The sequence below is a fragment of the Falsirhodobacter xinxiangensis genome (assembly GCF_004959935.1).
Classification (GTDB): domain Bacteria; phylum Pseudomonadota; class Alphaproteobacteria; order Rhodobacterales; family Rhodobacteraceae; genus Falsirhodobacter; species Falsirhodobacter xinxiangensis.
Genome location: NZ_SMYN01000010.1, coordinates 23352 through 45069, shown reverse-complemented (window position 1 = coordinate 45069; position 21718 = coordinate 23352). Strand labels below are relative to the sequence as shown.

The following is a 21718-nucleotide window of genomic DNA, read 5'->3' as shown; positions in this document are numbered from 1 at the left end:
GGGCCGGAGCGCGGTTCTGCCATCGCACAGGTTGAGCGATGCGAAATCGCGCCCCGGGGGACCCAGATGACAGCACGATCCGATGACCGCACCTTGGCCATCCTGCTTGCAGGTGGGCAGGGTTCTCGCCTTCACGAACTGACCGCGTCCGATTGCAAGCCCGCGCTCCACATGGGCGAAGGGCGCCGGATCGTGGATTTCACCATGGCGAATGCGGTGTCCTCGGGGATCGACCGGATGCTGGTGGCCACCCAATACCGCCCGGCCAGCCTCGAGGATCATCTGCCGCGCCGTTGGGGCCATGCCTTCCGCAACCTGTCGCTGCGCCATGGCCCGACCGTGACCGGCTCGGCCGCCGGATATGTCGGCACGGCCGCCGCCGTCGCCGCCAACATGGCCGAGATCGACGCCAGCGGTGCCGAGGAGGTGCTGATCCTTGCCGGCGATCACGTCTATGACATGGATTATGCCGCGATGATCGCCCAGCACCGCGAAACCGGGGCTGCGGTGACGGTGGCGGTGGACGCGGTGCCGCTGCGCGACGCCAGCGCCTTCGGTGTGCTGCATACCGATGCCGAAGGCCGCGTTCTGTCCTTCCTTGAAAAGCCCGCGCTGCCGCCGCATATGCCGGGCGATCCGTCTCGCGCGCTTGCCAGCATGGGCATCTATGTCTTCTCGTGGAACTGGCTGCGCGCCGCGCTGATGATGGACGCGATGGAGCTGGAAAGCAGCCATGATTTCGGCCATGACATCCTGCCGGCCGCCGTGGACATGGGCATCGCCTTTGCCCATCGTCGCCCGATGGGCGCCTATTGGCGCGACGTGGGCACGCTGGACGCCTTTCGCCGCACCGCGCTGGACCTGCGCGATGCGCATTCGCCTTGTCGCCTGCCCGACCGCATCGCACGCGCCGACCTCGACCCCGGACATGATGGCTGGGTGGGGCATTCGGTGACGATCTCGGGCATTTCGCTGATGGCACCGCGCAGCGCGGGCCGCTGGACGCTGCTGGACGAAACCGTGATCCTGCCCGGCGCACGGGTGGAAACCGGCGCGCGCCTGACCCGCGCCATCGTCGCGCCCGGCACCGTGATCCCGTCCGATCTGACTGTGGGCGAAGACCCGACCGAAGACGCACGCTGGTTCCGCAGGACTCCGGGCGGCACGACGTTGATCACGCAGGACATGCTTGCCCGCCGCGACGCCCGCGCCCTTGTCCGTCCCGCAGCCGCAATGGTGGTGACCCGCTGATGAACGACTACAGTTTCGACCTCGCCGCCTCGCGTTCCGACGTGCTGGGCGCGGATGTCAGCGCCGACGGCACCAATTTCGCCCTGTTTTCCGACAACGCCACCCGCGTGGAGCTGTGCCTGTTCGACGAAACCGGCGAGACAGAGATCCAGCGGCTGGACATGCCGCTCATGGAAGGCGGCATCTGGCACGGCTTCATCCCCGGCATTCGTCCGGGCCAGGCCTATGGCTACCGCGTCCACGGTCCGTATGAACCGGAGAACGGCCACCGTTTCAACCCGAACAAGCTGCTGCTCGACCCTTACGCGCGGCAGGTGGTGGGGCATACGAAATGGGATGACGCGCTGTTCGGCTATGCCCTGCCCGGCGACGATCTGACCTTCGACGAACGGGATTCCGCGCCCTTCATGCCCAAGGCGGTCGTGTCGGACCCCGATTTCGACTGGGATGCCGACTGGACGCTGCAATACCGCTGGTGCGACAGCCTGATCTATGAATCCCACGTCAAAGGCCTGACGCAGCGCCACCCCGGCGTGCCCGAGGAAGACCGCGGCACCTTTGCGGGCCTCGCCTCGGACGCGGTGATCGAGCATCTGCACCGCATCGGCGCGACGGCGATCGAACTGCTGCCCATACACGGTTTCCTGCATGACCGGCATCTGGTCGAAAAGGGTCTGTCAAACTACTGGGGCTACAACTCGCTTCTGTTCTTCGCCCCCCACCGTGGATACCTGAAGACCGGCAACCCGCGCGAAGTGAAGCTGGCGATCCAGAAATTCCACCGCGCCGGGATCGAGGTGATCCTCGACGTCGTCTATAACCACACCGCCGAAGGGAACGAGCGTGGCCCGACCCTGTGCTTCAAGGGCATCGACAACGCCTCCTACTACCTGCTGTCGGACGACAAGCGCCACAGTTTCGACACCACCGGCACGGGCAATACGCTGAACGTGGCGCATCCGATGGTGCTGCGGATGGTGCTGGATTCGCTGCGCTACTGGGTGCAGGTGATGCATGTGGATGGGTTCCGCTTCGATCTAGCATCCACCCTGGGGCGCGAAAGCCAAGGGTTCGAGCGTGAGGGCGCCTTCTTTGCCGCCATCCGTCAGGACCCGGTGCTGTCCAAGGTCAAACTGATCGCAGAACCCTGGGACATTGGCGAGGGCGGCTATCAGGTCGGCGGTTTTCCGTGGCCCTTCCGCGAATGGAACGACAAGGCGCGCGACGATCTGCGCGCGTTCTGGCGGCGCGATCCGGGTCTGGTGCCGCGCGTCAGCCAGCGGCTGACCGGATCGCCCATCCAGTTCAACCATTCCCACCGCCCGGCCACCAGTTCGATCAACTTCCTTGCCGCGCATGACGGCTTCACCCTGTGGGACACGGTGTCCTACAACGACAAGCACAACGACGCGAATGGCGAAGACGGCCGCGACGGCCATTCGCACAACCTGTCGGACAATATGGGCGTCGAAGGACCGGGCGATGACAGCGTCACCGCCTCGCGCCGCCGCCGGGTGAAGGCGATGCTCGGCTCGTTGCTGTTTTCTCAAGGCGTGCCGATGATCCTTGCCGGGGACGAGATCGGCCAGACCCAGCAGGGCAACAACAACGCCTATTGCCAGGATAACGAGATCGCGTGGCTGGATTGGGACAACCGGCAGGAGGCGATCACGCAGGCGGTGGCCGACATGATGGCCTTCCGCAAGGAAGTCGCGCTGGGCCAGATCCAATGGGCGACCGCCCCTGATGGCGACGGCAAGGGGCCGGAGGTGACATGGCACCACCCGCAGGGCCGCACCATGACCGACGAGGATTGGAACAGCGGCCTCGCCTGCATCGGGATGCGGCTGATGACCGGCTCGCACGACGTGCTGCTGGTGCTGAATGCGGGCGATGACGGCCCCTTTGCCCTGCCCGAAGGCGACTGGGTCCAGCGGATCGACACCGCCGCCGACCCCGTCGCCTGCGACCGCCCTGCCAGCGGCGAGGTCGCCCTGCCATGGCAAAGCGTCGCGGCCTTTACCCGGCAGCAGCCCGACGCCTGACCGCGTCGCGCCATGTCAGATAGGCGATGGACCCGATGATGATGCCGCCCCCCAGCAGCACGAACGGGTCCACGCTTTCCCCGAACAGGAAATAGCCGGACATCGAGGCCCAGATCAGGTTCAGGAAGGTGACCGGCTGCGTCACCGTCAGTGGTGCGGACGCAAAGGCGCGCGTCATGAAGTAATGCCCCGCCGTGGCAAAGATCGCCGTTCCCGCCAGCAACCCGTATTGCAGCGGCGTCGGCGCCTGCCAGACCGAAACGGCCAGCGGCAGCAGGATCACGGTCACCACCACCGACAGCATCGACACCACCATTTCCGGACTGGCGATGCGGGTCAGGCGGCTGGCGATCAGGTATCCGCTGGCGAACAAAAAGGCGTTGCCAAGCTGCGCCAGATGCCCCGGCTCCACCACCCGCGCGCCGGGCCGCAGGATCACCACCGCCCCCACCAGCGCGACAAGGATCGCGATGATCCGCCGCAACGACAGCGCCTCGCCGAAGATCAGCGCCGCGCCCAGCGTCACAAGGATGGGATTGAGGTAGCCGATCGCCGTCACCTCGGCCATCGGGATATGCGCCATGGCATAGAACCAGCACACCACTCCCGCCGCATGGACCACACCCCGCAACCCGAACAGCCGCAGCGCCCCCGGCGCGAACCCCTCGGCCCGCAGACGTGGCAGCAAAGGCAGCAGGAACACGCAGCCGAAGGCAAAGCGCAGAAACGCATTCTGCGCGGCGGGCAAATCATTCCCCATGTATCGAACGATCGCGTTCAGCGCGACGAAGCTGAACCCGGCGGCCAGCATCCACGCAATGCCAAGGGCGGGACGGTTGTTTTCCATGCGCGCGACCAGATACGAAGCCCGGTGCCGCTTCAAGCCCCGATCAGCAGGCTGGCCGCGATCACCCACATCAGAACGCCCACGGCACATTCCAGCACCACCCATGCCCGAGGCCGGGCAAAAACCGGCGCCAGCCAACGCGCCCCGAAACCCAGCGCGGTGAAGAACGAAAGCGAGGCCAGCACCGCCCCCACCCCGAAGGGCAGCGCATCATGCTGGGCCGAGATCGAGCCGATCAGCATAAGCGTGTCCAGATACACATGCGGATTCGCCCATGTCAGCAGCAGCGCAGTTGCCACCACCTTGCCGCGCGGGGCCGATGCCGTCTCCAGCATCTCGCCGCCGCGCCACGCCGCGCGAAACCGCAGCGCGCCATAGACGATCAGGAACGCCGCCCCCACGATCCGCATGGCCATCCCCAGCCCCGGCACCGCCGCCGACACCGCGCCGAATCCCAGAACCCCCGCCGTGATCAGAACCGCATCCGAGGCGGCGCAGATCGCCACCACGATGCCCACATGCTCGCGTCGAAGCCCCTGCCGCAGCACGAAGGCGTTCTGCGCCCCGATGGCGACGATAAGGCTGAGAGAGACGAAGAAACCGGAGATGAAATGGGTCATGGCGCGCTTGTAACGGCCATGCTCGAATCAATCGAATTAACTTTTCTGTCGCTGATTAAGCTATGCTAATGTTGCGCCATGCTGGATTACCCCCTCCTTTCCGCCTTGGCGCAAGTCCATCGGCGCGGCAGCTTCGACCTTGCCGCCGCGTCCTTGGGCCTGACGCCCTCGGCGGTGTCGCAGCGCGTCAAATCGCTGGAGGAACGCCTGGGCACGACCCTGATCCGCCGTGGCCAGCCCTGCACCGCGACCGAGGCCGGGATGCGCCTGATCCGCCACCATGACGAGGTCGCGCTGCTGGAGCGCACCCTTGCTGCCGACCTGCACCAGCCCGCCGCCCCGGCCACTCTGCGCATCGCCGTCACCGCCGATACCTTGGCGACATGGGTGATCCCGGCGCTGGCCCAAGTGCCGGATGTGCTGTTCGATCTGGTCATCGACGACCAGAACCACTCGCAGGACTGGCTCCGCCGGGGCGAGGTCGCCGCCGCCATTACCTCGCATCCCGGCCCGCTTCAGGGCTGCGACACGTTTGCGCTGGGCGCGCTGCGATACCGCGCCACCGCCAGCCCAGCCTATGTCGCGCGCTGGTTCGCGGATGGCGTGACCGCGCTTGGCTTGGCCAAGGCCCCCGCCCTGACCTATGACGACAAGGACCGCCTGCAATCGGACTGGATCCACGCCCGCATCGGGCGGCGCGTCGCCTATCCCACGCACCGGATGGCCGCGACGCACGCCTTCGTCGATGCCTGCCTTCACGGGCTTGGCTGGGGCATGAACCCCGAGCCGCTGGTCGCAGCCCATCTCGCCTCCGGCGCGCTGGTGGAACTGGTGCCGGACACGCCGCTGGACACGCCGCTATATTGGCAGGTCGCACGCCTGACCGCCCCAGCGCTGGCGGGGGTGACGGCGGCCTTGCGTCAGGGTGTCGTTAACCATTCTGCGGCAGGATCGCGGTCATGAAACGCTTGTTCGACGCCCTGTTTCGGAAAAAGCTGCCCGCGCCGAAGGTTCTCTCACCGGCAGAGTTCGGCGCCATGATGCGCGCCGAGGCCGCCGCGCGCCCGAAACCACCACCCCCGCCCGAGCGGAAGGAGGCGGGCGTGGTGGCCTTCCGCACCTTCACCCATATCTATTCGCACGCGGTCTATCGTATGTGCGTCCCCGATCCCACTGGCTATGACGAATTGCTGGCTGCCGACCTTGCACCCGAACCCCTTGGCCGCGCGGCGCGCGAGGCGCTTGCGGCAAGCCGCTTCATCACGCCGCAGCATCCCGAACGGGACAGCATCATGCGGTTTCCGACGAAAGAAGAGGCGGCCGCGGCAGACCAACGGCTGAAAAGCCACGCCAAGGTCCGATCGCTCAAGGCGCTTTTCGACGGGGCCGGAATGGTTTCGCTGCGGCTGATGGACGGGCGGATCGCGATCACGCCCCTGTGCTACCGCACACGCGGCGCTTGGGAAGGGTTCGCGGGCAACGGAGCGATCGACGTCGGTGCCGATGTAGCAGATAACGAACTAGGCGCGGCGATTGCCAAGGCCATCGCCATCAGCCGCGAAGCAAAAAGGCCCCCGAAGGGGCCTTGATCACAGCTGTGCCGCCACATCCTCAGGGATGTCGAAATTGGCGGTGACGTTCTGCACGTCGTCATCTTCCTCCAGCGTGTCGATCAGGCGCATCAGCTTCTGCGCGGTTTCCAGGTCGACATTGGTGCGGTTCTGCGGCTTCCAGATCAGCTTCGCCTCGGTGGATTCCCCAAGCGATTTTTCCAGCGCGTCGGACACTTCGGAAAGCTGGTCCATCGGGCAATAGATCCAGTGGCCTTCCTCGTCCGATTCCACATCCTCGGCCCCGGCTTCCAGCGCGGCCATCATCACCGTGTCGGCATCGCCAGCCGATGCGGGATAGGTGATCTCGCCCACCCGGTCGAACATGAACGACACGGACCCCGTGGTGCCCATGTTGCCGCCGTTCTTGGTGAAATAGCTGCGCACGTTCGACGCGGTGCGGTTCACGTTGTCGGTCATCGTCTCCACGATCACCGCGATGCCGTTCGGGCCATAGCCTTCATAGCGCAGTTCCGTGTAATCCTCGGCATCACCCCCTTGCGATTTCTTGATCGCGCGGTCGATCACGTCCTTCGGCATCGACACGGATTTCGCCGCCTTGACCGCCAGACGCAGACGCGGGTTCTTGTCGGGATCGGGATCGCCCATCTTGGCGGCGACGGTGATCTCCTTCGCCAGCTTCGAGAACATCTTGGAGCGCAGCTTGTCCTGCTTGCCCTTGCGGTGCTGGATGTTCGCCCACTTAGAATGGCCTGCCATGGCCGCCTCCGTCCAATAAAAGTTGGGGGTTCTTACCGCAGGGGCCGTGCCTCTTGCAAGCGACCGCCAAGGCGCACCGGCGAGACGGATTTTGCCAGCCCCGTGCGGTCGTCAGTTTCCACGAACACGCCCGACAAGGTTGCGGGGCCGTTCGCAGGTTCGAACCTGTTCTTCGGCATCCCGGTAACGAACCGGCGCATAGGCTCCAGCTTCTCCATCCCGATGACGCTGTCGTAATCGCCGCACATCCCGGCATCGGTCAGATAGGCCGTGCCGCCACCAAGAATATGCGCGTCCCCCGTCGGAATATGCGTATGCGTGCCGACGACGAGGCTGACGCGCCCGTCGCACCAATGGCCCATCGCCATCTTCTCGGACGTCGCCTCGCAATGCATGTCGATCACCGCCGCCTGACAGGCGCCGCCCAGCGAATATTGCTTGAGCACACCGTCGATGGCGGAAAACGGATCGTCAAAGGCGCGTTTCATGAACACCTGCCCCAGCACTTGGGCCACCAGCACCTTGCGCCCGCCCGTGGCGTTGAACAGCCGCGCCCCGCGCCCCGGCGCGCCCTTGGCGAAGTTCAGCGGGCGGATGATGCGGTTTTCGCTCTCGATGGCGGAAAGCATGTCCTTCTGGTCGAAGGCATGATCCCCAAGCGTCACACAATCGGCCCCGGCTTCGAAGATCGCCTTCGCGTGATCCCCCGTCAGCCCCATCCCGCCAGACGCATTCTCGCCATTGACCACGACGAAATCGAGTCCCCATTCGGCGCGCAGCCCCGGCAGGCGTTCCGTGATCGCGGCGCGGCCCGCGCGCCCCATGACATCGCCAAGAAACAAAATTCTCATGCACCAGCGATACGGCCCGCACTTGGCAGACGCAAGCCCCGCGCCTATCTGCGCGTGATGATCCTTGATGACTGGTTCGCCGAAAAAGGCTGGCACCTGCACCCGCATCAGCAGGCGATGCTGGACCGATCGCGCGATCCGGCGACGCTGCTGATCGCGCCCACGGGCGGCGGCAAGACACTGGCGGGGTTCCTCGCCTCGCTGGACGAGCTTGGGACGAAGCCGCCCGCGGGGATGCACACGCTGTACATCTCTCCCCTGAAGGCGCTGACCGCCGATATCCGACGCAACCTGCGCGCCCCCATCGAAGGCGCGGGTCTGGCCATCCGGGTCGAGGATCGCACCGGCGACACCACCGCAACCGCCCGCAAGCGCCAGCGCGCCGATCCGCCGCATATCCTGCTGACCACGCCGGAATCGCTGGCCTTGCTTCTGTCCTATCCCGACGCCGCGCGGACCTTCGCCGGGTTGCAGCGCGTGATCGTGGACGAAATTCACGCGCTGGCGGAATCCAAACGAGGCGATCAGCTGATGCTGAACCTTTCGCGGCTGCAAACACTGGCCCCGGGCCTGCGCCGCGTCGGTCTGTCCGCCACGGTCGAGGACCCGCCCGCCCTCGCCCGCTTCATGGGCGGTGCGGATGTTCTGGTCGCCGATCCCGGCCCAGAGCCGGACATTGCGATGCTGGAGACGCAAGCGCCGCCCCCATGGGCGGGCGGCGGCGGGCGCTATGCCATCCCCGACGTGCTGGCGCAGGTGAGGCGCCACAACACCACGTTGATCTTCCACAACACCCGCGCGCAAGCGGAACTGTTCTTCCACGACCTCTGGCTGGCGAATACCGACGATCTGCCCATCGGCATCCACCACGGCAGCCTGTCGCGCGAACAGCGGGCGCGGGTCGAAGGCGCGATGGCAGCGGGAGAGCTTCGCGCCATCGTCTGCACCGGCAGCCTCGATCTTGGCATCGACTGGGGCGACGTCGATCTGGTGATTCAGGTCGGCGCGCCCAAGAACGTCAAACGTCTGGTGCAGCGGATCGGCCGCGCCAACCACCGCTACAATGCGCCGTCCAAAGCGCTGCTGGTTCCCGCCAACCGTTTCGAAGTGGTCGAATGCGTCGCCGCGCTTCAGGCCGTCCGCGCCCGCGATCTGGATGGCGAACCGCGCGGCCCCGGCCCGCGCGACGTTCTGTGCCAACACATCCTCGCCACCGCCTGCGCCGGGCCGTTCGACGCGGGCGCGCTGTATGCCGAGGTCGTGACCGCCGGCCCCTACGCCACGCTGACCCGCGCCGATTTCGACGCCTGCGTGGATTTCTGTGCCACCGGCGGCTATGCCCTCGCCGCCTATGACCGCTGGAAACGCCTGCTGCTGCGGAACGGCCTGTGGCAGCTTCGCGACCCCCGTGCGGCGCTGGTGATCCGGCAGAACCTCGGCACCATCATCGACACCGAAAAGCTGAAGGTCCGCTTCCGCCGCGGCGGCCCGCTGGGAGAGATCGAGGAAGGCTTCGCCGCCACCCTGACCCCCGGCGACACCTTTCTGATGGCGGGTCAGGTCGTCCGATACGAGGCGATGCGCGAGCTGACGGTCGAAGTCACCCGCAACCCCGGACGCGATCCAAAGGTCGCGACCTTCGACGGCACCAAATTCGCGACATCGACCCTGCTGACCCACCGCATCCTCGAGATGTTCCAACAGGATCGCTGGCCCGAATTGCCCCGCCACACCGCCGAATGGCTGGCCCTGCAACGCGAGGTCTCGCGCCTTCCCGAACCGCACCGGCTGCTGTGCGAAAGCTTCCCCGATCAAGGGCGCGAATACCTGTGCATCTATGGCTTCGCGGGCCGCAACGCACAGCAGACGCTGGGACTTCTGGTCACCAAACGGATGGAGGAAGCGGGCCTTGCCCCCTTGGGCTTCGTCGCCACCGATTACGCCACCCTGATCTGGGGGCTGGAGCGGGTGCACGACGCCGCCCCCCTGCTCGACCCCGAAGGGCTGCGCGACGGGCTGGACACATGGCTGCGCGGCAATGCGGTGATGAAACGCACCTTTCGCAATTCCGCCGTGATCGCGGGCCTGATCGAGCGCGCGCATCAGGGGCGGCGCAAGACCGGGCGGCAGGCGACGTTCTCCTCCGACATCCTTTATGACACGCTGCTGCGCTATGACCCGGACCACCTGATGATGCAGGTCACGCGCGAGGAGGCGGAACGCGGCCTCGTCGATTTCAGCCGGATCGAGGAGATGCTGGAGCGCAACCACGGCATCGACCTTGTCCGCCGCGAACGTGTCACCCCGCTGGCCGCGCCGCTGATGCTGGAAATGGGCCGCGTCCCCGTCATGGGCGCCGCGCGCGAACGGCTGATGGAGGCCGAGGCCGAGCGGCTGATGATCGCGGCGGGGCTGGCATGAACCACCCCTTCACCCTTGCCGGAGCGGCACTGGTCGCCCTGCCCTCGGGTGCGCTCTGGTGGCCGGACAGGGGGATTTTATGCGTGTCGGACCTGCACCTCGGCAAATCCGAACGCCTCGCCCGCCGCGGCGGCGCGCTGTTGCCACCCTACGAGGCTCAGGACACGCTCACCCGTCTCGACGCCGATCTGGAGACCACCGGCGCCACCCGCGTCATCTGCCTTGGCGATAGTTTCGACGATGCCGAGGCGGTCCTTGGCGAATCCGAACGCCTCTGGCTTCTGCGGCTGATGGCGGGGCGCGACTGGATATGGATACTGGGCAACCACGACCCCGCGCCGATGGGCCTTGGCGGCGCGCATCTGGCCGAGCTCGTGATCGGCCCGCTGACCTTCCGCCACATTGCGGCAGGTGGGCACGAGGTCAGCGGCCACTACCACCCAAAGGCGCGTCTTGGCGGCACGGCGCGGCCCTGTTTCCTGCTGGATGCGCGGCACCTGATCCTGCCGGCCTACGGCACCTACACCGGCGGTCTGTGGTGCCACGATCCGGCCCTCGCTCGTCTCATGGCCCCCGGTGCGCTTGCGATCCTGACCGGCAAACGCACTTTCGCCATCCCGGTCTGACGCGCGGCAGCCGCCTGCGCCGAATGTCCCCGGATGGGGGCGTGAGGGGCAGGCGCCCCCCCTTACGGGGTCAGCCCCTCCGGCTCCGCCAGACCGTTCGCGCGGCAGCAGGCCGTCAGCGTATTGGCCAGCAGGCAGGCGATGGTCATCGGCCCCACCCCGCCCGGCACAGGCGTGATCGCCCCCGCCACGCTTGATGCCAAGGCGAAGTCCACATCGCCCACCAGCCGCATCTTCCCGTCCCGCTCGATCCGGTTGATGCCCACGTCGATCACCGTCGCGCCGGGCTTGATCCAGTCGCCCTTGACCATCTCGGGCCGTCCGACCGCCGCCACGAGAATATCCGCACGGCGGCAGACCTCCTCCAGATCCTTCGTGCGGGAATGCGCAACCGTCACCGTGCAGCTTTCGGCCAGCAGAAGCTGCGCCATCGGCTTACCCACGATGTTCGACCGCCCCAGCACCACCGCGTTCAGCCCCGAAAGGCTGCCATGATGGTCGCGCAACATCATCAGGCATCCCAGCGGCGTGCAGGGCACCATCGCCTTCTGCCCAGTGCCCAGAAGCCCGACATTCAGGATATGAAACCCGTCCACGTCCTTGGCCGGGTCCAGCGCGTTGATGACCTTGGCCGCATCCATGTGGCCCGGAAGCGGCAACTGCACCAGAATGCCATGCACCGCCGCATCCGCGTTCAGCCGGTCGATCAGCGCCAGAAGCTCCGCCTCGGGCGTATCGGCAGGCAGGCGATGCTCGAAGCTGGCCATCCCGACCTCGACCGTCTGCTTGCCCTTGGCGGTGACATAGACGTTCGACGCCGGGTCCTCGCCCACCAGAACCACGGCCAGCCCGGGCACGATCCCGCGCGCCTTCAGCCCCGCGACATGTTCCGCCACCTGTCCGCGCACCCGTGCCGCGAATGCCTTGCCGTCGATCACCTGAGCCATAAGGACGCCCCCATCTTGGATGCCGCCTCTTTACCCCCCCTTTCCCGGAAGGTGGAGAGGGAAAGGCGACGGCAGTTCAGCGTTTTGCGTCCAGATGCGGCCAGGCAGGCTGCGCCGGAAGATGCAGGCGAACCTGCGCGCCCAGCCGCAGCATCCCCTCGGCCTCTGTCCATGCGGTGATGCCGCGCAGACCCGCCGCTGCGGGTTTGAACGCTTCGCCATGCCCCGGATGCGCCGCCTCGATCACGCGGGCGGGCAACGTGCAGGGATGGTTCTGCATGTCGACCACCAGCGTCGCGCCGCCTTCCGCCTGAAGCCGCGACGAAGGCGGCAGCAGCGACAGGTCCGGTATTCCTTCGATCACCACGGTCGCGCCCAGAAGCGCAGGGTCCAGCCGCTCCAGCCCCATCTCCGCCGCGATGCGCCGCAGTTCGGACGCCGACAGGATCGAAAATTGCCGCGTGTTCCTGATCCGGGTGCCGCGTTTGTATTGCTGCGCGACGCGCACGCACGAAGACCGGGTCATTCCCGCATGCACGTCGCCTTCAGGTCCAGCGAAACTGGCGATCAAGGATTTCACCGGCTCGGACACCAGCGCCTTGCGGTCGCGCACCAGTCCCAGCCACGCGATCCTGCCCGCGAACGTCGTCGCGATCAGCGCGGGCATCGCAGGGTGAAGAAACAGCGGCGAAACGGGAACAGGACCGATCCGTCCTCTTGCAAAGGATAGGCTGCCGCCAGCGCGCTATCGTAAGCGGCGACGTAATCCGCGACCTCGCCCGCATCCATCCGCGAGGTGAAGCGCATCAGCCCGGTCGATTGCGTGAAATGACGCACCGGGTGCCCTTCAGCGGGCGCCAGGCGCTGAACATATTCCGTCTCCCACGCCGTCACCTCGCCCAAGGGGGCCAGCATCGCGGCATAGTCCTGCGCGGCCAGCACGCGGAACTCCGGCACGTTAAGGAAGCGGCCCGCGAACATCGCCAACGCAATATCCCGCATGAACCGGTGCGAAGGCGCCGCCTCCTGCCGGGGCATCTGCACGGCCAACACGCCGCCCGGTGCCAGCATCCCGGCAAGCCGCGGCAGAAGCGTCTCGTGCCCGTCCAGCCATTGCAGCGCAGCGTTGGAAAAGATCAGCGCAGGCGGTGCATCCGGCTGCCATTCGGCGATATCTGCCTTGACCAGACGGTCATAGCCCTGCGCCTCGGCCAGCATTTCCGCGGAAGTGTCCACCCCGATCAGCGGACGGCCCAGCGTGGACAGCGCACCGGCCACCGCGCCATCGCCGCAGCCAAGGTCGATCATACCGCCATCCGGCAATTCGCCCACCTGCGCCAGCAAATCCAGCGCGGGGCGCAAGCGAAGGCCCCGGAACCTTGAATAGGCTCCGGGGCTCCATGTCGGTGCTGCCGTCACGCCGAGGGCTCTGCCAACCCGTCGCCCGCAGGCTTGGGCCGCGTCTTGGGGATCGCGGCGATCGACCCGGTGCCCGAAGGCTTGTCCGCGCCGTCGTCATCGTCGTCCAGCGCCTCGCCCGCGATGACCTTGCGGATCTGGTTGCCGGTCAGCGTCTCGTATTCCAGGAGCCCCTTGGCCAGACGTTCGAACTGTTCGGTCTGTTCGGTCAGGATGCGATAGGCGGTCTCGTATCCCTCGTCGATCAGACGCTTCACCTCGGCTTCGATCATGTTCTTGGTTTCCGCGGAAACCGAGAAGCCGCCGGTCTGACCCTGATAGCCCTGATGCGCCTCGGCATAGTCGATGTTGCCGACGCTGTCCGACATGCCCCACCGCATGACCATCGCCCGCGCCAAAGCCGAAGCTTGCTGAATGTCGCCCGCCGGACCCGAGGAGACACCCTCCTCGCCATACTTGATGATCTCGGCGGCCTTGCCCGCCATGGTCATCGCGATCTTCTGCTTGCCTTCGTCCTTGTGCATGTTCAGCCGGTCCATCTCGGGCAGGCTGACGACCATGCCGAGGGCACCGCCGCGCGGGATGATGGTGGCCTTATACACCGGATCGCATTTCGGCATCGCCATGCCGACGATGGCGTGACCAGCCTCGTGATAGGCCGTCTTTTCTTTCTGGTCGGCGGTCAGGACCATGGACCGACGCTCGGCCCCCATCATGACCTTGTCCTTGGCGTTCTCGAAATCGTCCATGGTGACGAAACGGCGGCCGACCCGGGCGGCCATCAGCGCCGCCTCGTTGACAAGGTTCATCAAGTCCGCACCCGAGAATCCGGGCGTGCCGCGTGCAATCAGGCGCAGGTCCACGTTCGGACCCAGCGGCACCTTGCGGGCATGGACGCCGAGGATCTTCTCGCGCCCCTTGATGTCGGGGTTCGGCACGTGGATCTGGCGGTCGAAGCGGCCCGGACGCAGCAGCGCGGGGTCCAGAACGTCCTTGCGGTTGGTCGCGGCGACGATGATGACACCCTCGTTCGCCTCGAACCCGTCCATTTCGACCAGAAGCTGGTTCAGGGTCTGCTCGCGTTCATCGTTGCCGCCGCCGATGCCGACGCCGCGCGCACGGCCCACCGCGTCGATCTCGTCGATGAAGACGATGCAGGGCGCGTTCTTCTTGGCCTGCTCGAACATGTCACGGACGCGGCTTGCACCGACCCCCACGAACATCTCGACGAAATCGGAACCCGAGATGGTGAAGAACGGCACCCCCGCCTCGCCTGCAATCGCGCGCGCCAGCAGCGTCTTACCCGTGCCGGGCGGGCCGACCAGCAGCGCCCCCTTGGGGATCTTGCCGCCCAGACGGCTGAATTTCTGCGGGTTGCGCAGGAACTCGACGATCTCCTCCAGCTCCTCCTTCGCCTCGTCGATGCCCGCGACATCGTCGAAGGTCACACGGCCATGCTTTTCCGTCAGCAGTTTGGCGCGCGATTTGCCGAAGCCCATCGCCCCGCCCTTACCGCCGCCCTGCATCCGGTTCATGAAGAAGATCCAGATCCCGATCAGCACGAGGAACGGCAGCCAGAGCGAGATCAGCGACAGGAAGCCCGACTGCTCCTGCGGTTCGGCCCGAACCTCGACGTTCTTGGCGATCAGGCGGTCGGTGACTTCCTCGCCCGCCGGCTTGATCGATACGTATTGGTTCCCGTCGCTGCCGCGGAACATGACCCGTTCGCCATCCAGCGTCACCGACGAGACCTGATCGTTCTCGACCCGCTCGATGAAGTCGGAATAGGAAATGGTGCGCGAGGAATTCGTCGCCGTGCCGCCGCTGAACAGGTTGAACAGCGCCAGAACCAGCAGGAACAGGACAACCCAAAAGGCGATGTTTCTGGCGTTCCCCAAAGGTCGTCTCCCATAACGCGGTATATCGCGCACAAGATAGTCATTCGCGCGGGGGGTTCAATGCGATAACGGCGAAGAATGGAACGCCTCGGGCGGGGGAATATGCTGCACCACAAGGGCGGGGCCGAATCCGGCAAGGGGTGCGGCAACCAGCCGCCCCCCCTCGCGCACGGCGGGCGAGGCAAGAAGGCTGCGGCGCGGCAGCCCCGACTCGCGCCAGCGGGGGCAGAGGGCAATGTCCTGGCCCAGCGCGGAAACCTGCTGGCCGGGGGCCAGCCCTTCGATCCGCCAGCAGTCCCAGACGCTGCCCGAGGGGCCGGGCGTCGCCGCCGCCTCGCGCGCGATGCGCAGGGTCTTGCCCCGCTTCAGCACGCAGCCATGCAGCGTTGCGGTCTTTGCGGCCAAGGCACGCATCAGCGCCTCGCCGCGCGGGCCATAGGGCGCAGGCGCCACCCAGGCCATCGCATGCAGCACCAGCCGCCGCAGGATTTCGGGCGGCAGGTCCGGGTCGATGTCCACATCGCCACCGTCGATTCGCGCATGGGACCGTGCAGTCGCCAGCACCGCCGCATCCAGCGCCGCCCGCGCATCGGCCAGATGGCCCGCCACCTCGGCCAGCCGTCCTGCGGTCAGGCCCAGCGGCAGATGCGCCATCGCCTGCCGGGCGCGAACGCGGTCGAAACGCGGATTGTCGTTGGAGGGGTCATCGAACCACGCGATGCCCTTGGCGTTCAGGTGATCCCGCAAGGCGGCGCGCGACATCCCCAGCAAAGGTCGGCGCCACTCGATCCGGTCGAACCACGCGCCCCGCATCGCCGACAGCCCGTCCAGCCCCGCACCGCGCGCAAGGCGCATCAGGAACGTTTCGGCCACGTCGTCCTGCGTGTGGCCCAGCGCGACGGTGCCGATACCCCGCGCCATCGCCCATTCCGCGATCAGGGCATAACGCCCCCGTCGGGCGGCATCCTGAAGGTTGCCCGCACCGTCCCAATGCCAGCGCAGAATGTCGTGCGGGATACCGATGGTGGCGCAATGGCGGGCGACAGCCTCGGCCTCGGCCCGGCTTTCGGGGCGCAGCCCGTGATCCACCGTCACAGCATGGCAACGAAGCCCCGAGGCCAGCGACAGCAGTGCCATCGAATCCCCGCCCCCGGAAACGGCAAGGCCCAGGACCGGCGGAACCGGACCCAGGCCTTTCAGAAACTCCGCCTCAGTTGCAGCCAAGGCCCTGCATCGCGGATGCCGCCTGCCCTGCTGCCGGTTTGCCGGGAAAACGGTTGCCGACCTCGGCCAGCGTCACGCAAGCCTCTTGCGTCTGGCCCAGCTTGCCCAGCGCATCGCCCAGCTTGTAAAGCGCGTCCGGCGCGCGATCCCCGTCCGGCGAAAGCGAGAAGCTGTCCAGATAGGCGCGGGCGGCATTCGCCGTCTCGCCCAGTTGGGTCAGCGCATCGCCCCGCAGATACAGCGCCTCATAGGTCAGGGGCCCACCCGTATAGGTCTGGGCAAAGGTCGCAAACTGGTCAGCGGCGGCGCGAAAGTCACCCTGACCGAGCACCCCCTTGGCCCGGTCGAAGTCCGCTTGTTCGTTCATGGCAAGGTCGCTGCCGCCCGAAGACGGCGCAGGGGTTGGCGCAGGCGCAGGCGCGGCGGCCGGTGCCGCCGTGCCGCCCAGCGGGGCGGTTTCCGGGATGGCGCCGATGTCGCCGCCCTCCAGCTCGGTCACGCGGAATTCCAGATCGCCGATGCGGTTGGTGCCGTCTTGAACCACGCGGTTCAGGCGAAGCTCCACCTCCTCGGTCTTGGAGGTCAGGCGCATCAGCGACTGTTCCAGCGTGTCCAGCCGTTGCAGGGCCGAGCCGCCAGCCGCCCCCGAGGAAATCCCCCCCGAGGACACCAGTTCGGATTTCAGGCTGTTGAACTGCGCATTCAGCTGCGTCAGCTCTGCCCGGATGTCGGCCAGCGACTGGGCCCGATCCTGCGCGAAGGCAGTCGCGGGCAACAGCGCCAGCACAAGGATCAGAACCCGGCGCATCTTACATCCCCGCGCCTTGCGACAGAACCGTCACGGCGCGGCGGTTCTTGGCATAGCAATCCTCGGACGAGCAGACCTGAACCGGGCGTTCCTTGCCGTAGGACACGGTGCGCATCCGGCTGGGCGCGACCCCTTGCGAGATCAGGAAGTCCTGCGCCGAAGACGCGCGACGGGCGCCCAGCGCAAGGTTGTATTCGCGCGTGCCCTTTTCGTCGGCATGGCCTTCGATGATGATGGCATAGTTCGGGTTCTGGTTCAGCCACTGCGCCTGCTGCGTCAGCGTCTGGCGCGCGGCGTCGTCAACGGTCGACTGGTCATAGGAGAAGAAGACCCGGTCGCCCAGCGTCTGCTGGAAATAGGCCGTCGAGGTCGGATCGTTCGGCCCGCCAAGGCCCGACTGGCCGATGCCGCCCGCGCCATAGCCGCCCTGCCCGTATTGGCCGCCCGCACCCGCGCCACCAGCGCCGCCCGCACCGAACCGGCCCGGATTGTTACAAGCCGCAAGTCCCAGCACCGCAACGAGCAGCAGCCCCTTGGAAATCATTGTCATCGAACTGTCCTCTCGATGTGCGTTTGCCGCACGATAGCAGTTTTCAGTGCCCCGGCAATGCGGGGCACAATATTGTCAGGGCAACAGCGGCGACCACGCCGGGTCGGATGCGGGACCGTTGGTCGGCACCTGCTTCAGGTTGCGCCCCGAAATATCGACGGAATATAGCGAAGCCTGACCGCTTGCACCCGCGCCTTCGCGGGTGAACATCAGCACGCGCCCGTTCGGTGCCCAGGTCGGACCCTCGTCAAGGAAGGACGCGGTCAGCAGACGTTCCTCGGACCCGTTTGTGCGCATGACGCCGATGTGGAACCGGCCCGCATTCTGCTTGGTGAAGGCGATCATGTCGCCGCGCGGCGACCAGACGGGGGTGTTGTAACGCCCCTCGCCCGAGGAAATCCGACGCGCTTCGCCGCCACCTGCCGACATGACATAGATCTGCGAAGTGCCCGAACGGTCGCTTTCGAACACGATCTGGCTGCCATCGGGCGAGAAGCTGGGCGCGGTTTCGATCGACGGCGAGTTGGTCAACTGCCGCCGCTGCCCCGATTGCGTGTCCAGCGTATAGATGTCGGAGTTGCCGCCCTGTTCGAGCGAGAACACCACCGTCCGCCCGTCCGGCGCGAAACGAGGCGCGAAGGTCATCGTGCCGGGCTGTTCATCCAGCGCGCGGACCTGCATGTTCTGCATGTTCATCAGGTAAATGCGCGGGAAGCCCGACGCATAGGAGGTGAACAGGATCTGGCTGCCGTTCGGCGAAAAACGCGGGGCCAGCACCAGCGACGACGAATCCGTCAGATACTGGGTGTTCGCGCCGTCGTAATCCATGACCGCGACGCGCTTCTGGCGTGCGTCCTTCGGTCCGCTTTCCTGCACATAGACGACACGGCTGTCGAAATAGCCCGTCTCGCCGGTGATGCGGCTGTATGCGGCATCGGCCACCTTGTGGGCCATGCGGCGCCACGTGTCGGGGGTGCCTGCGAATTGCAGCCCCTCGCCCAAGGGTTGCCCCGAGAAGATGTCGAACAGGCGGAACTTCACGACGATCTGGTTGCCCGAGGCGCTGACGGCCCCGGTGATCAGCGCCTGCGCGTTGATCGCCTTCCAGTCGTTATAGGCGATGGGCGCGTCGAAGCTGGACACCCGGCTGATATGGGCGCTGGCCGGGATCTCGCGGAACAGGCCCGTTCCGGCAAGGTCGGCGGCGATCACGCGGGTGATGTCGGCGGCGTATTGCTGTGCCGCGCCGTTTTCCGCGATGAAGCCGGGGGCGGCGAAGGGCAGCGGTTCGATCACGCCTTCGGTGATCTCGATCCGCAGCGGCCCTTGTTGGGCAAGGGCCACGCCGCCTGTCAGCGTAAGCGCGATGGTCAGCGCGGTGGCGAGGGGTCTGAACATTGGTCTGTCCTCTGGCATTCCATTGCGGTGAATTATAGGCCCCGGCCCGCGCGCGTCACTTCACGCGCATGTTGGCCGGGTTGAACACGATCTCGATCTGGCTCCACTGGTCGTATTTGTCGGCCGGAAGCGGGAACCCTTGGGCACCGCAGCGGATGATGGCACGGCGCGCGGCCTCATAGGCCTGACGCGCACCAGCATCGCTGCCGCCCTCGTATCCGATCATCCTGACCGAACCGCTGTCCGGCACGCCGTTCTGCGCCACGTTGAAGCCGACGGTCACGGTGCTTTGCAGCGCCTCGGTCGAAAGCGAGCCGACGTTCCAGCATTGCTGGACCGCAACACGCAACGCGTCCTTCTCGCCCGAGGTCATCGGCGGACCCGAAGGACCGGACGGCGCGGCGGGCGTCGGGGCGGCCGCTTCTTCCATCGCTTCGGCCAGCGCATCGTTGACCGAGGTGCTGTTGGCGGGCTGCTCGGTCCGCGGGGTTTCGCGGGCAGGTTGGCGCGGTGTTTCGGCGGCGGCCTGCTGAGTCGGGCGTTCGGCCTGCACCGGCGCGGCGGCGGGACGTGCGGGGCGGTCGCGCGGACGCGGGCTGCCAGCGGGAGCAAGGGACGGCGCTTCCTCCGTCTCGGTCGCCTCGGTCACGACTTCGGTCGTCGCTTCCTCGGGGGCGGCCTCAGGGCGCTCCTCCTCCTCGGTGACGGTTTCCGACGGCTCGGGCGTCACGGCGGGGGTCGGCGTTTCCGCGATTTCAGCATTCGGGGCGGGCGTCGGCGCAGGCGTCGGAGCCACGCGCGGCGCGGGGCGCGGGCGCGGGCTGTTCTGCGGCGACAGCACGGGCTGCTCCTGCGGCGCGGGGGGCAGCACGGGTTGCGGCGCCTCGGTCACCTCGGGCACCGGATCGGGCGCAACGGTGGGCGCTTCGACCGGGGCAGGTTCAGGTTCCGGCAGCGGCTCCGGCTCGGGCGTGGGCGCGGGTTCCGGTGCAGGCTCGGGCCGTTCGGGCGCGGGCTGCGGGCGAGGCTGCGGGGCGGGTTCGGGCTGTGCGGGCGCTTCGGGCACGGCGGCGACCATCTCGTCGAATTCGGCATTCGACATGATCGACACCTCCGCCACCGAAATCGGCGGCGTCGGACGCGGCGCGAACAACCCGCCGAGCAAGGCCCAGAGAATCAGCAGCAGGTGGCCGATCCCGGAAATGATGACGCCGGTTCTCAATTCTCAGTTCCCGCCGAAGGTCGGCCCGTCGGTATCGGTCACGAGGCCAATGCTGTTGAACCCGCCCGCATTCAGCGCGCCCATGATCTGGGCCACACGTTCATAGGGGACGGCACCATCGGCCCGCAGGAAGATCTTCTTCGACGTCCGCTCGGCCGCGACGGCGGTCAACCTCGGGATCAGCTCGCCCTCGGCCAGTTCGGAGTTCTGAAGCATCAGGCGGCCATCGGCGGTCACGGTGATCGCCAGCGGCTCCTCCTGCTCGGTCGGCATGGCGGAGGCTGCGGTGTTGGGCAGCTCCACCGGAACGCCGACCGTCAGCATCGGGGCCGCCACCATGAAGATGATCAGCAGCACCAGCATCACGTCCACGAAGGGGGTGATGTTGATGTCGGCCATCGCGCCGCCGCCTGCGCGGCGACGTCCCCGGCGGCTGGTCCCGCCGCCTTTTTTCGCAACGCCAGCGCCCATGGATCAGGCGTCCAGCTGGCGCGAGAGGATGGTAGAGAATTCGTCGGCGAAAGCCTCGTATCCGCCAAGGATGCGTTCGTTGTCGGCGTTCAGCTTGTTATAGAAGATCACCGCCGGGATTGCCGCGACAAGGCCGATGCCGGTCGCCAGAAGCGCCTCGGCGATGCCCGGTGCCACGACGGCAAGGTTGGTGTTCTGGGAAATCGCGATCTGCTCGAACGAATGCTTGATGCCCCAGACCGTGCCGAACAGGCCGATGAAGGGAGCCGTCGCGCCGACCGTGGCAAGGAAGGACAGCCCCCCGCCCAGCCGTTCCGATTCCTTGGCGATCGCCACGTCCATCGACCGGTCGATCCGCGCCTGCGCGCCTGCGATCAGCCCGCCATCCTGACGGTGGCTGCGACGCCATTCCATCATCCCGGCGGCGAAGATCTTCTCGGATGCGCCATCGGGTTGCGATCCGGTCTTTTCGAAAAGCTCGTCCAGCGGTTCGCCCGACCAGAAGGCGCGGTCGAAGATCGACGCCTCGCGCTTGGCCAGTTTGAAGGCGATGTGTTTCTGAACGATGATCGCCCACGACCAGAAGGACATGACCATCAGCATGATCATGACGATCTTCACCGTGAAGGTGGCGCGTGCGAAAAGCGCGAGCAGGGAGAAGTCGATCTCCTGCGCCGCAGCTAGGGTTTGCGTATCCATATGCCTGCTCGTCTGAGTGGGGCCGTTTGCGTGGCCTCTTAGCGGCGAATCTATCCGTTTTGCAGGGGGTTTGCCAACACAACTCTGTAAT

At 66.6% G+C, this 21718-nt stretch carries 21 protein-coding genes; 6 read left to right on the top strand and 15 right to left on the bottom strand.

Annotation, left to right across the window (positions count from 1 at the left end):
- Positions 1-66 precede the first annotated feature (66 nt).
- Both E2K76_RS12900 and glgX read left to right on the top strand, forming a co-directional pair.
- Positions 67-1251 (top strand): sugar phosphate nucleotidyltransferase, encoded by a 1185-nt coding sequence (locus E2K76_RS12900; RefSeq protein ID WP_136684726.1) that lies wholly within the window; start codon positions 67-69, stop codon positions 1249-1251.
- A complete protein-coding gene (glgX, locus tag E2K76_RS12895) occupies positions 1251-3296 on the top strand; it encodes a glycogen debranching protein GlgX (RefSeq protein WP_136684725.1) in 2046 nt (681 codons plus the stop codon). The genes E2K76_RS12900 and glgX overlap by 1 nt, the downstream gene beginning before the upstream one ends.
- Here glgX and E2K76_RS12890 read toward each other — a convergent pair.
- Together E2K76_RS12890 and E2K76_RS12885 are read right to left on the bottom strand one after the other, a co-directional pair.
- Positions 3271-4143 carry a DMT family transporter gene (locus E2K76_RS12890; protein WP_246032959.1) on the bottom strand — a complete coding sequence of 291 codons (873 nt, stop codon included), beginning with the start codon at positions 4141-4143 and terminating at the stop codon, positions 3271-3273. The two genes, glgX and E2K76_RS12890, sit on opposite strands and share 26 nt — an antisense overlap.
- Positions 4144-4175: 32 nt before the next feature.
- Entirely contained in the window at positions 4176-4763 is a 588-nt protein-coding gene (locus E2K76_RS12885; RefSeq protein ID WP_136684724.1) for a LysE/ArgO family amino acid transporter, read from the bottom strand.
- A gap of 78 nt (positions 4764-4841) precedes the next feature.
- Here E2K76_RS12885 and E2K76_RS12880 point away from each other — a divergent pair, with 78 nt between their 5' ends.
- Positions 4842-5726, top strand: coding sequence for a LysR family transcriptional regulator ArgP (locus E2K76_RS12880; protein WP_136684723.1), 885 nt, complete (start codon positions 4842-4844; stop codon positions 5724-5726).
- Positions 5723-6352, top strand: coding sequence for a contact-dependent growth inhibition system immunity protein (locus tag E2K76_RS12875; RefSeq protein ID WP_136684722.1), 630 nt, complete (start codon positions 5723-5725; stop codon positions 6350-6352). Before E2K76_RS12880 ends, E2K76_RS12875 begins: the two co-directional genes overlap by 4 nt.
- Here E2K76_RS12875 and E2K76_RS12870 read toward each other — a convergent pair whose 3' ends face one another.
- Together E2K76_RS12870 and E2K76_RS12865 are read right to left on the bottom strand one after the other, a co-directional pair.
- Positions 6353-7093, bottom strand: a complete 741-nt coding sequence (locus E2K76_RS12870) for a YebC/PmpR family DNA-binding transcriptional regulator (RefSeq protein WP_136684721.1) — start codon at positions 7091-7093, stop codon at positions 6353-6355.
- 32 nt (positions 7094-7125) lie between these two features.
- Positions 7126-7944 carry a TIGR00282 family metallophosphoesterase gene (locus tag E2K76_RS12865; RefSeq protein ID WP_136684720.1) on the bottom strand — a complete coding sequence of 273 codons (819 nt, stop codon included), beginning with the start codon at positions 7942-7944 and terminating at the stop codon, positions 7126-7128.
- A gap of 57 nt (positions 7945-8001) precedes the next feature.
- Between E2K76_RS12865 and E2K76_RS12860 the strand changes: the two genes are divergently transcribed.
- Both E2K76_RS12860 and pdeM read left to right on the top strand, forming a co-directional pair.
- A complete protein-coding gene (locus tag E2K76_RS12860) occupies positions 8002-10365 on the top strand; it encodes a ligase-associated DNA damage response DEXH box helicase (protein WP_136684719.1) in 2364 nt (787 codons plus the stop codon).
- Complete coding sequence (gene pdeM, locus E2K76_RS12855) at positions 10362-10991, top strand: ligase-associated DNA damage response endonuclease PdeM (protein ID WP_136684718.1); 630 nt, start codon at positions 10362-10364, stop codon at positions 10989-10991. The genes E2K76_RS12860 and pdeM overlap by 4 nt, the downstream gene beginning before the upstream one ends.
- Positions 10992-11053: 62 nt before the next feature.
- Here pdeM and folD read toward each other — a convergent pair whose 3' ends face one another.
- From folD to tolQ, 11 genes are all read right to left on the bottom strand, one after another.
- Entirely contained in the window at positions 11054-11938 is an 885-nt protein-coding gene (folD, locus tag E2K76_RS12850; protein WP_136684717.1) for a bifunctional methylenetetrahydrofolate dehydrogenase/methenyltetrahydrofolate cyclohydrolase FolD, read from the bottom strand.
- 76 nt (positions 11939-12014) lie between these two features.
- Entirely contained in the window at positions 12015-12605 is a 591-nt protein-coding gene (locus tag E2K76_RS12845; protein WP_136684716.1) for an MOSC domain-containing protein, read from the bottom strand.
- A complete protein-coding gene (locus tag E2K76_RS12840; protein ID WP_246032958.1) occupies positions 12593-13300 on the bottom strand; it encodes a methyltransferase domain-containing protein in 708 nt (235 codons plus the stop codon). Before E2K76_RS12840 ends, E2K76_RS12845 begins: the two co-directional genes overlap by 13 nt.
- Before the next feature lie 53 nt (positions 13301-13353).
- Positions 13354-15255 (bottom strand): ATP-dependent zinc metalloprotease FtsH, encoded by a 1902-nt coding sequence (ftsH, locus tag E2K76_RS12835; RefSeq protein ID WP_136684714.1) that lies wholly within the window; start codon positions 15253-15255, stop codon positions 13354-13356.
- Between the two features lie 57 nt (positions 15256-15312).
- Positions 15313-16479, bottom strand: a complete 1167-nt coding sequence (gene tilS, locus E2K76_RS12830) for a tRNA lysidine(34) synthetase TilS (protein WP_281280737.1) — start codon at positions 16477-16479, stop codon at positions 15313-15315.
- On the bottom strand, positions 16466-17287 hold the full coding sequence (ybgF, locus tag E2K76_RS12825; protein WP_136684712.1) for a tol-pal system protein YbgF: 822 nt from the start codon (positions 17285-17287) through the stop codon (positions 16466-16468). The genes tilS and ybgF overlap by 14 nt, the downstream gene beginning before the upstream one ends.
- Position 17288: 1 nt before the next feature.
- Entirely contained in the window at positions 17289-17837 is a 549-nt protein-coding gene (gene pal, locus E2K76_RS12820; protein WP_136684711.1) for a peptidoglycan-associated lipoprotein Pal, read from the bottom strand.
- Between the two features lie 75 nt (positions 17838-17912).
- Complete coding sequence (gene tolB, locus E2K76_RS12815; protein WP_136684710.1) at positions 17913-19235, bottom strand: Tol-Pal system beta propeller repeat protein TolB; 1323 nt, start codon at positions 19233-19235, stop codon at positions 17913-17915.
- Positions 19236-19290: 55 nt separating this feature from the next.
- Positions 19291-20457, bottom strand: a complete 1167-nt coding sequence (locus E2K76_RS12810; RefSeq protein ID WP_136684709.1) for a cell envelope biogenesis protein TolA — start codon at positions 20455-20457, stop codon at positions 19291-19293.
- 3 nt (positions 20458-20460) lie between these two features.
- Complete coding sequence (gene tolR, locus E2K76_RS12805; protein WP_136684708.1) at positions 20461-20928, bottom strand: protein TolR; 468 nt, start codon at positions 20926-20928, stop codon at positions 20461-20463.
- Between the two features lie 3 nt (positions 20929-20931).
- On the bottom strand, positions 20932-21627 hold the full coding sequence (tolQ, locus tag E2K76_RS12800) for a protein TolQ (RefSeq protein ID WP_136684707.1): 696 nt from the start codon (positions 21625-21627) through the stop codon (positions 20932-20934).
- Positions 21628-21718: the final 91 nt, after the last annotated feature.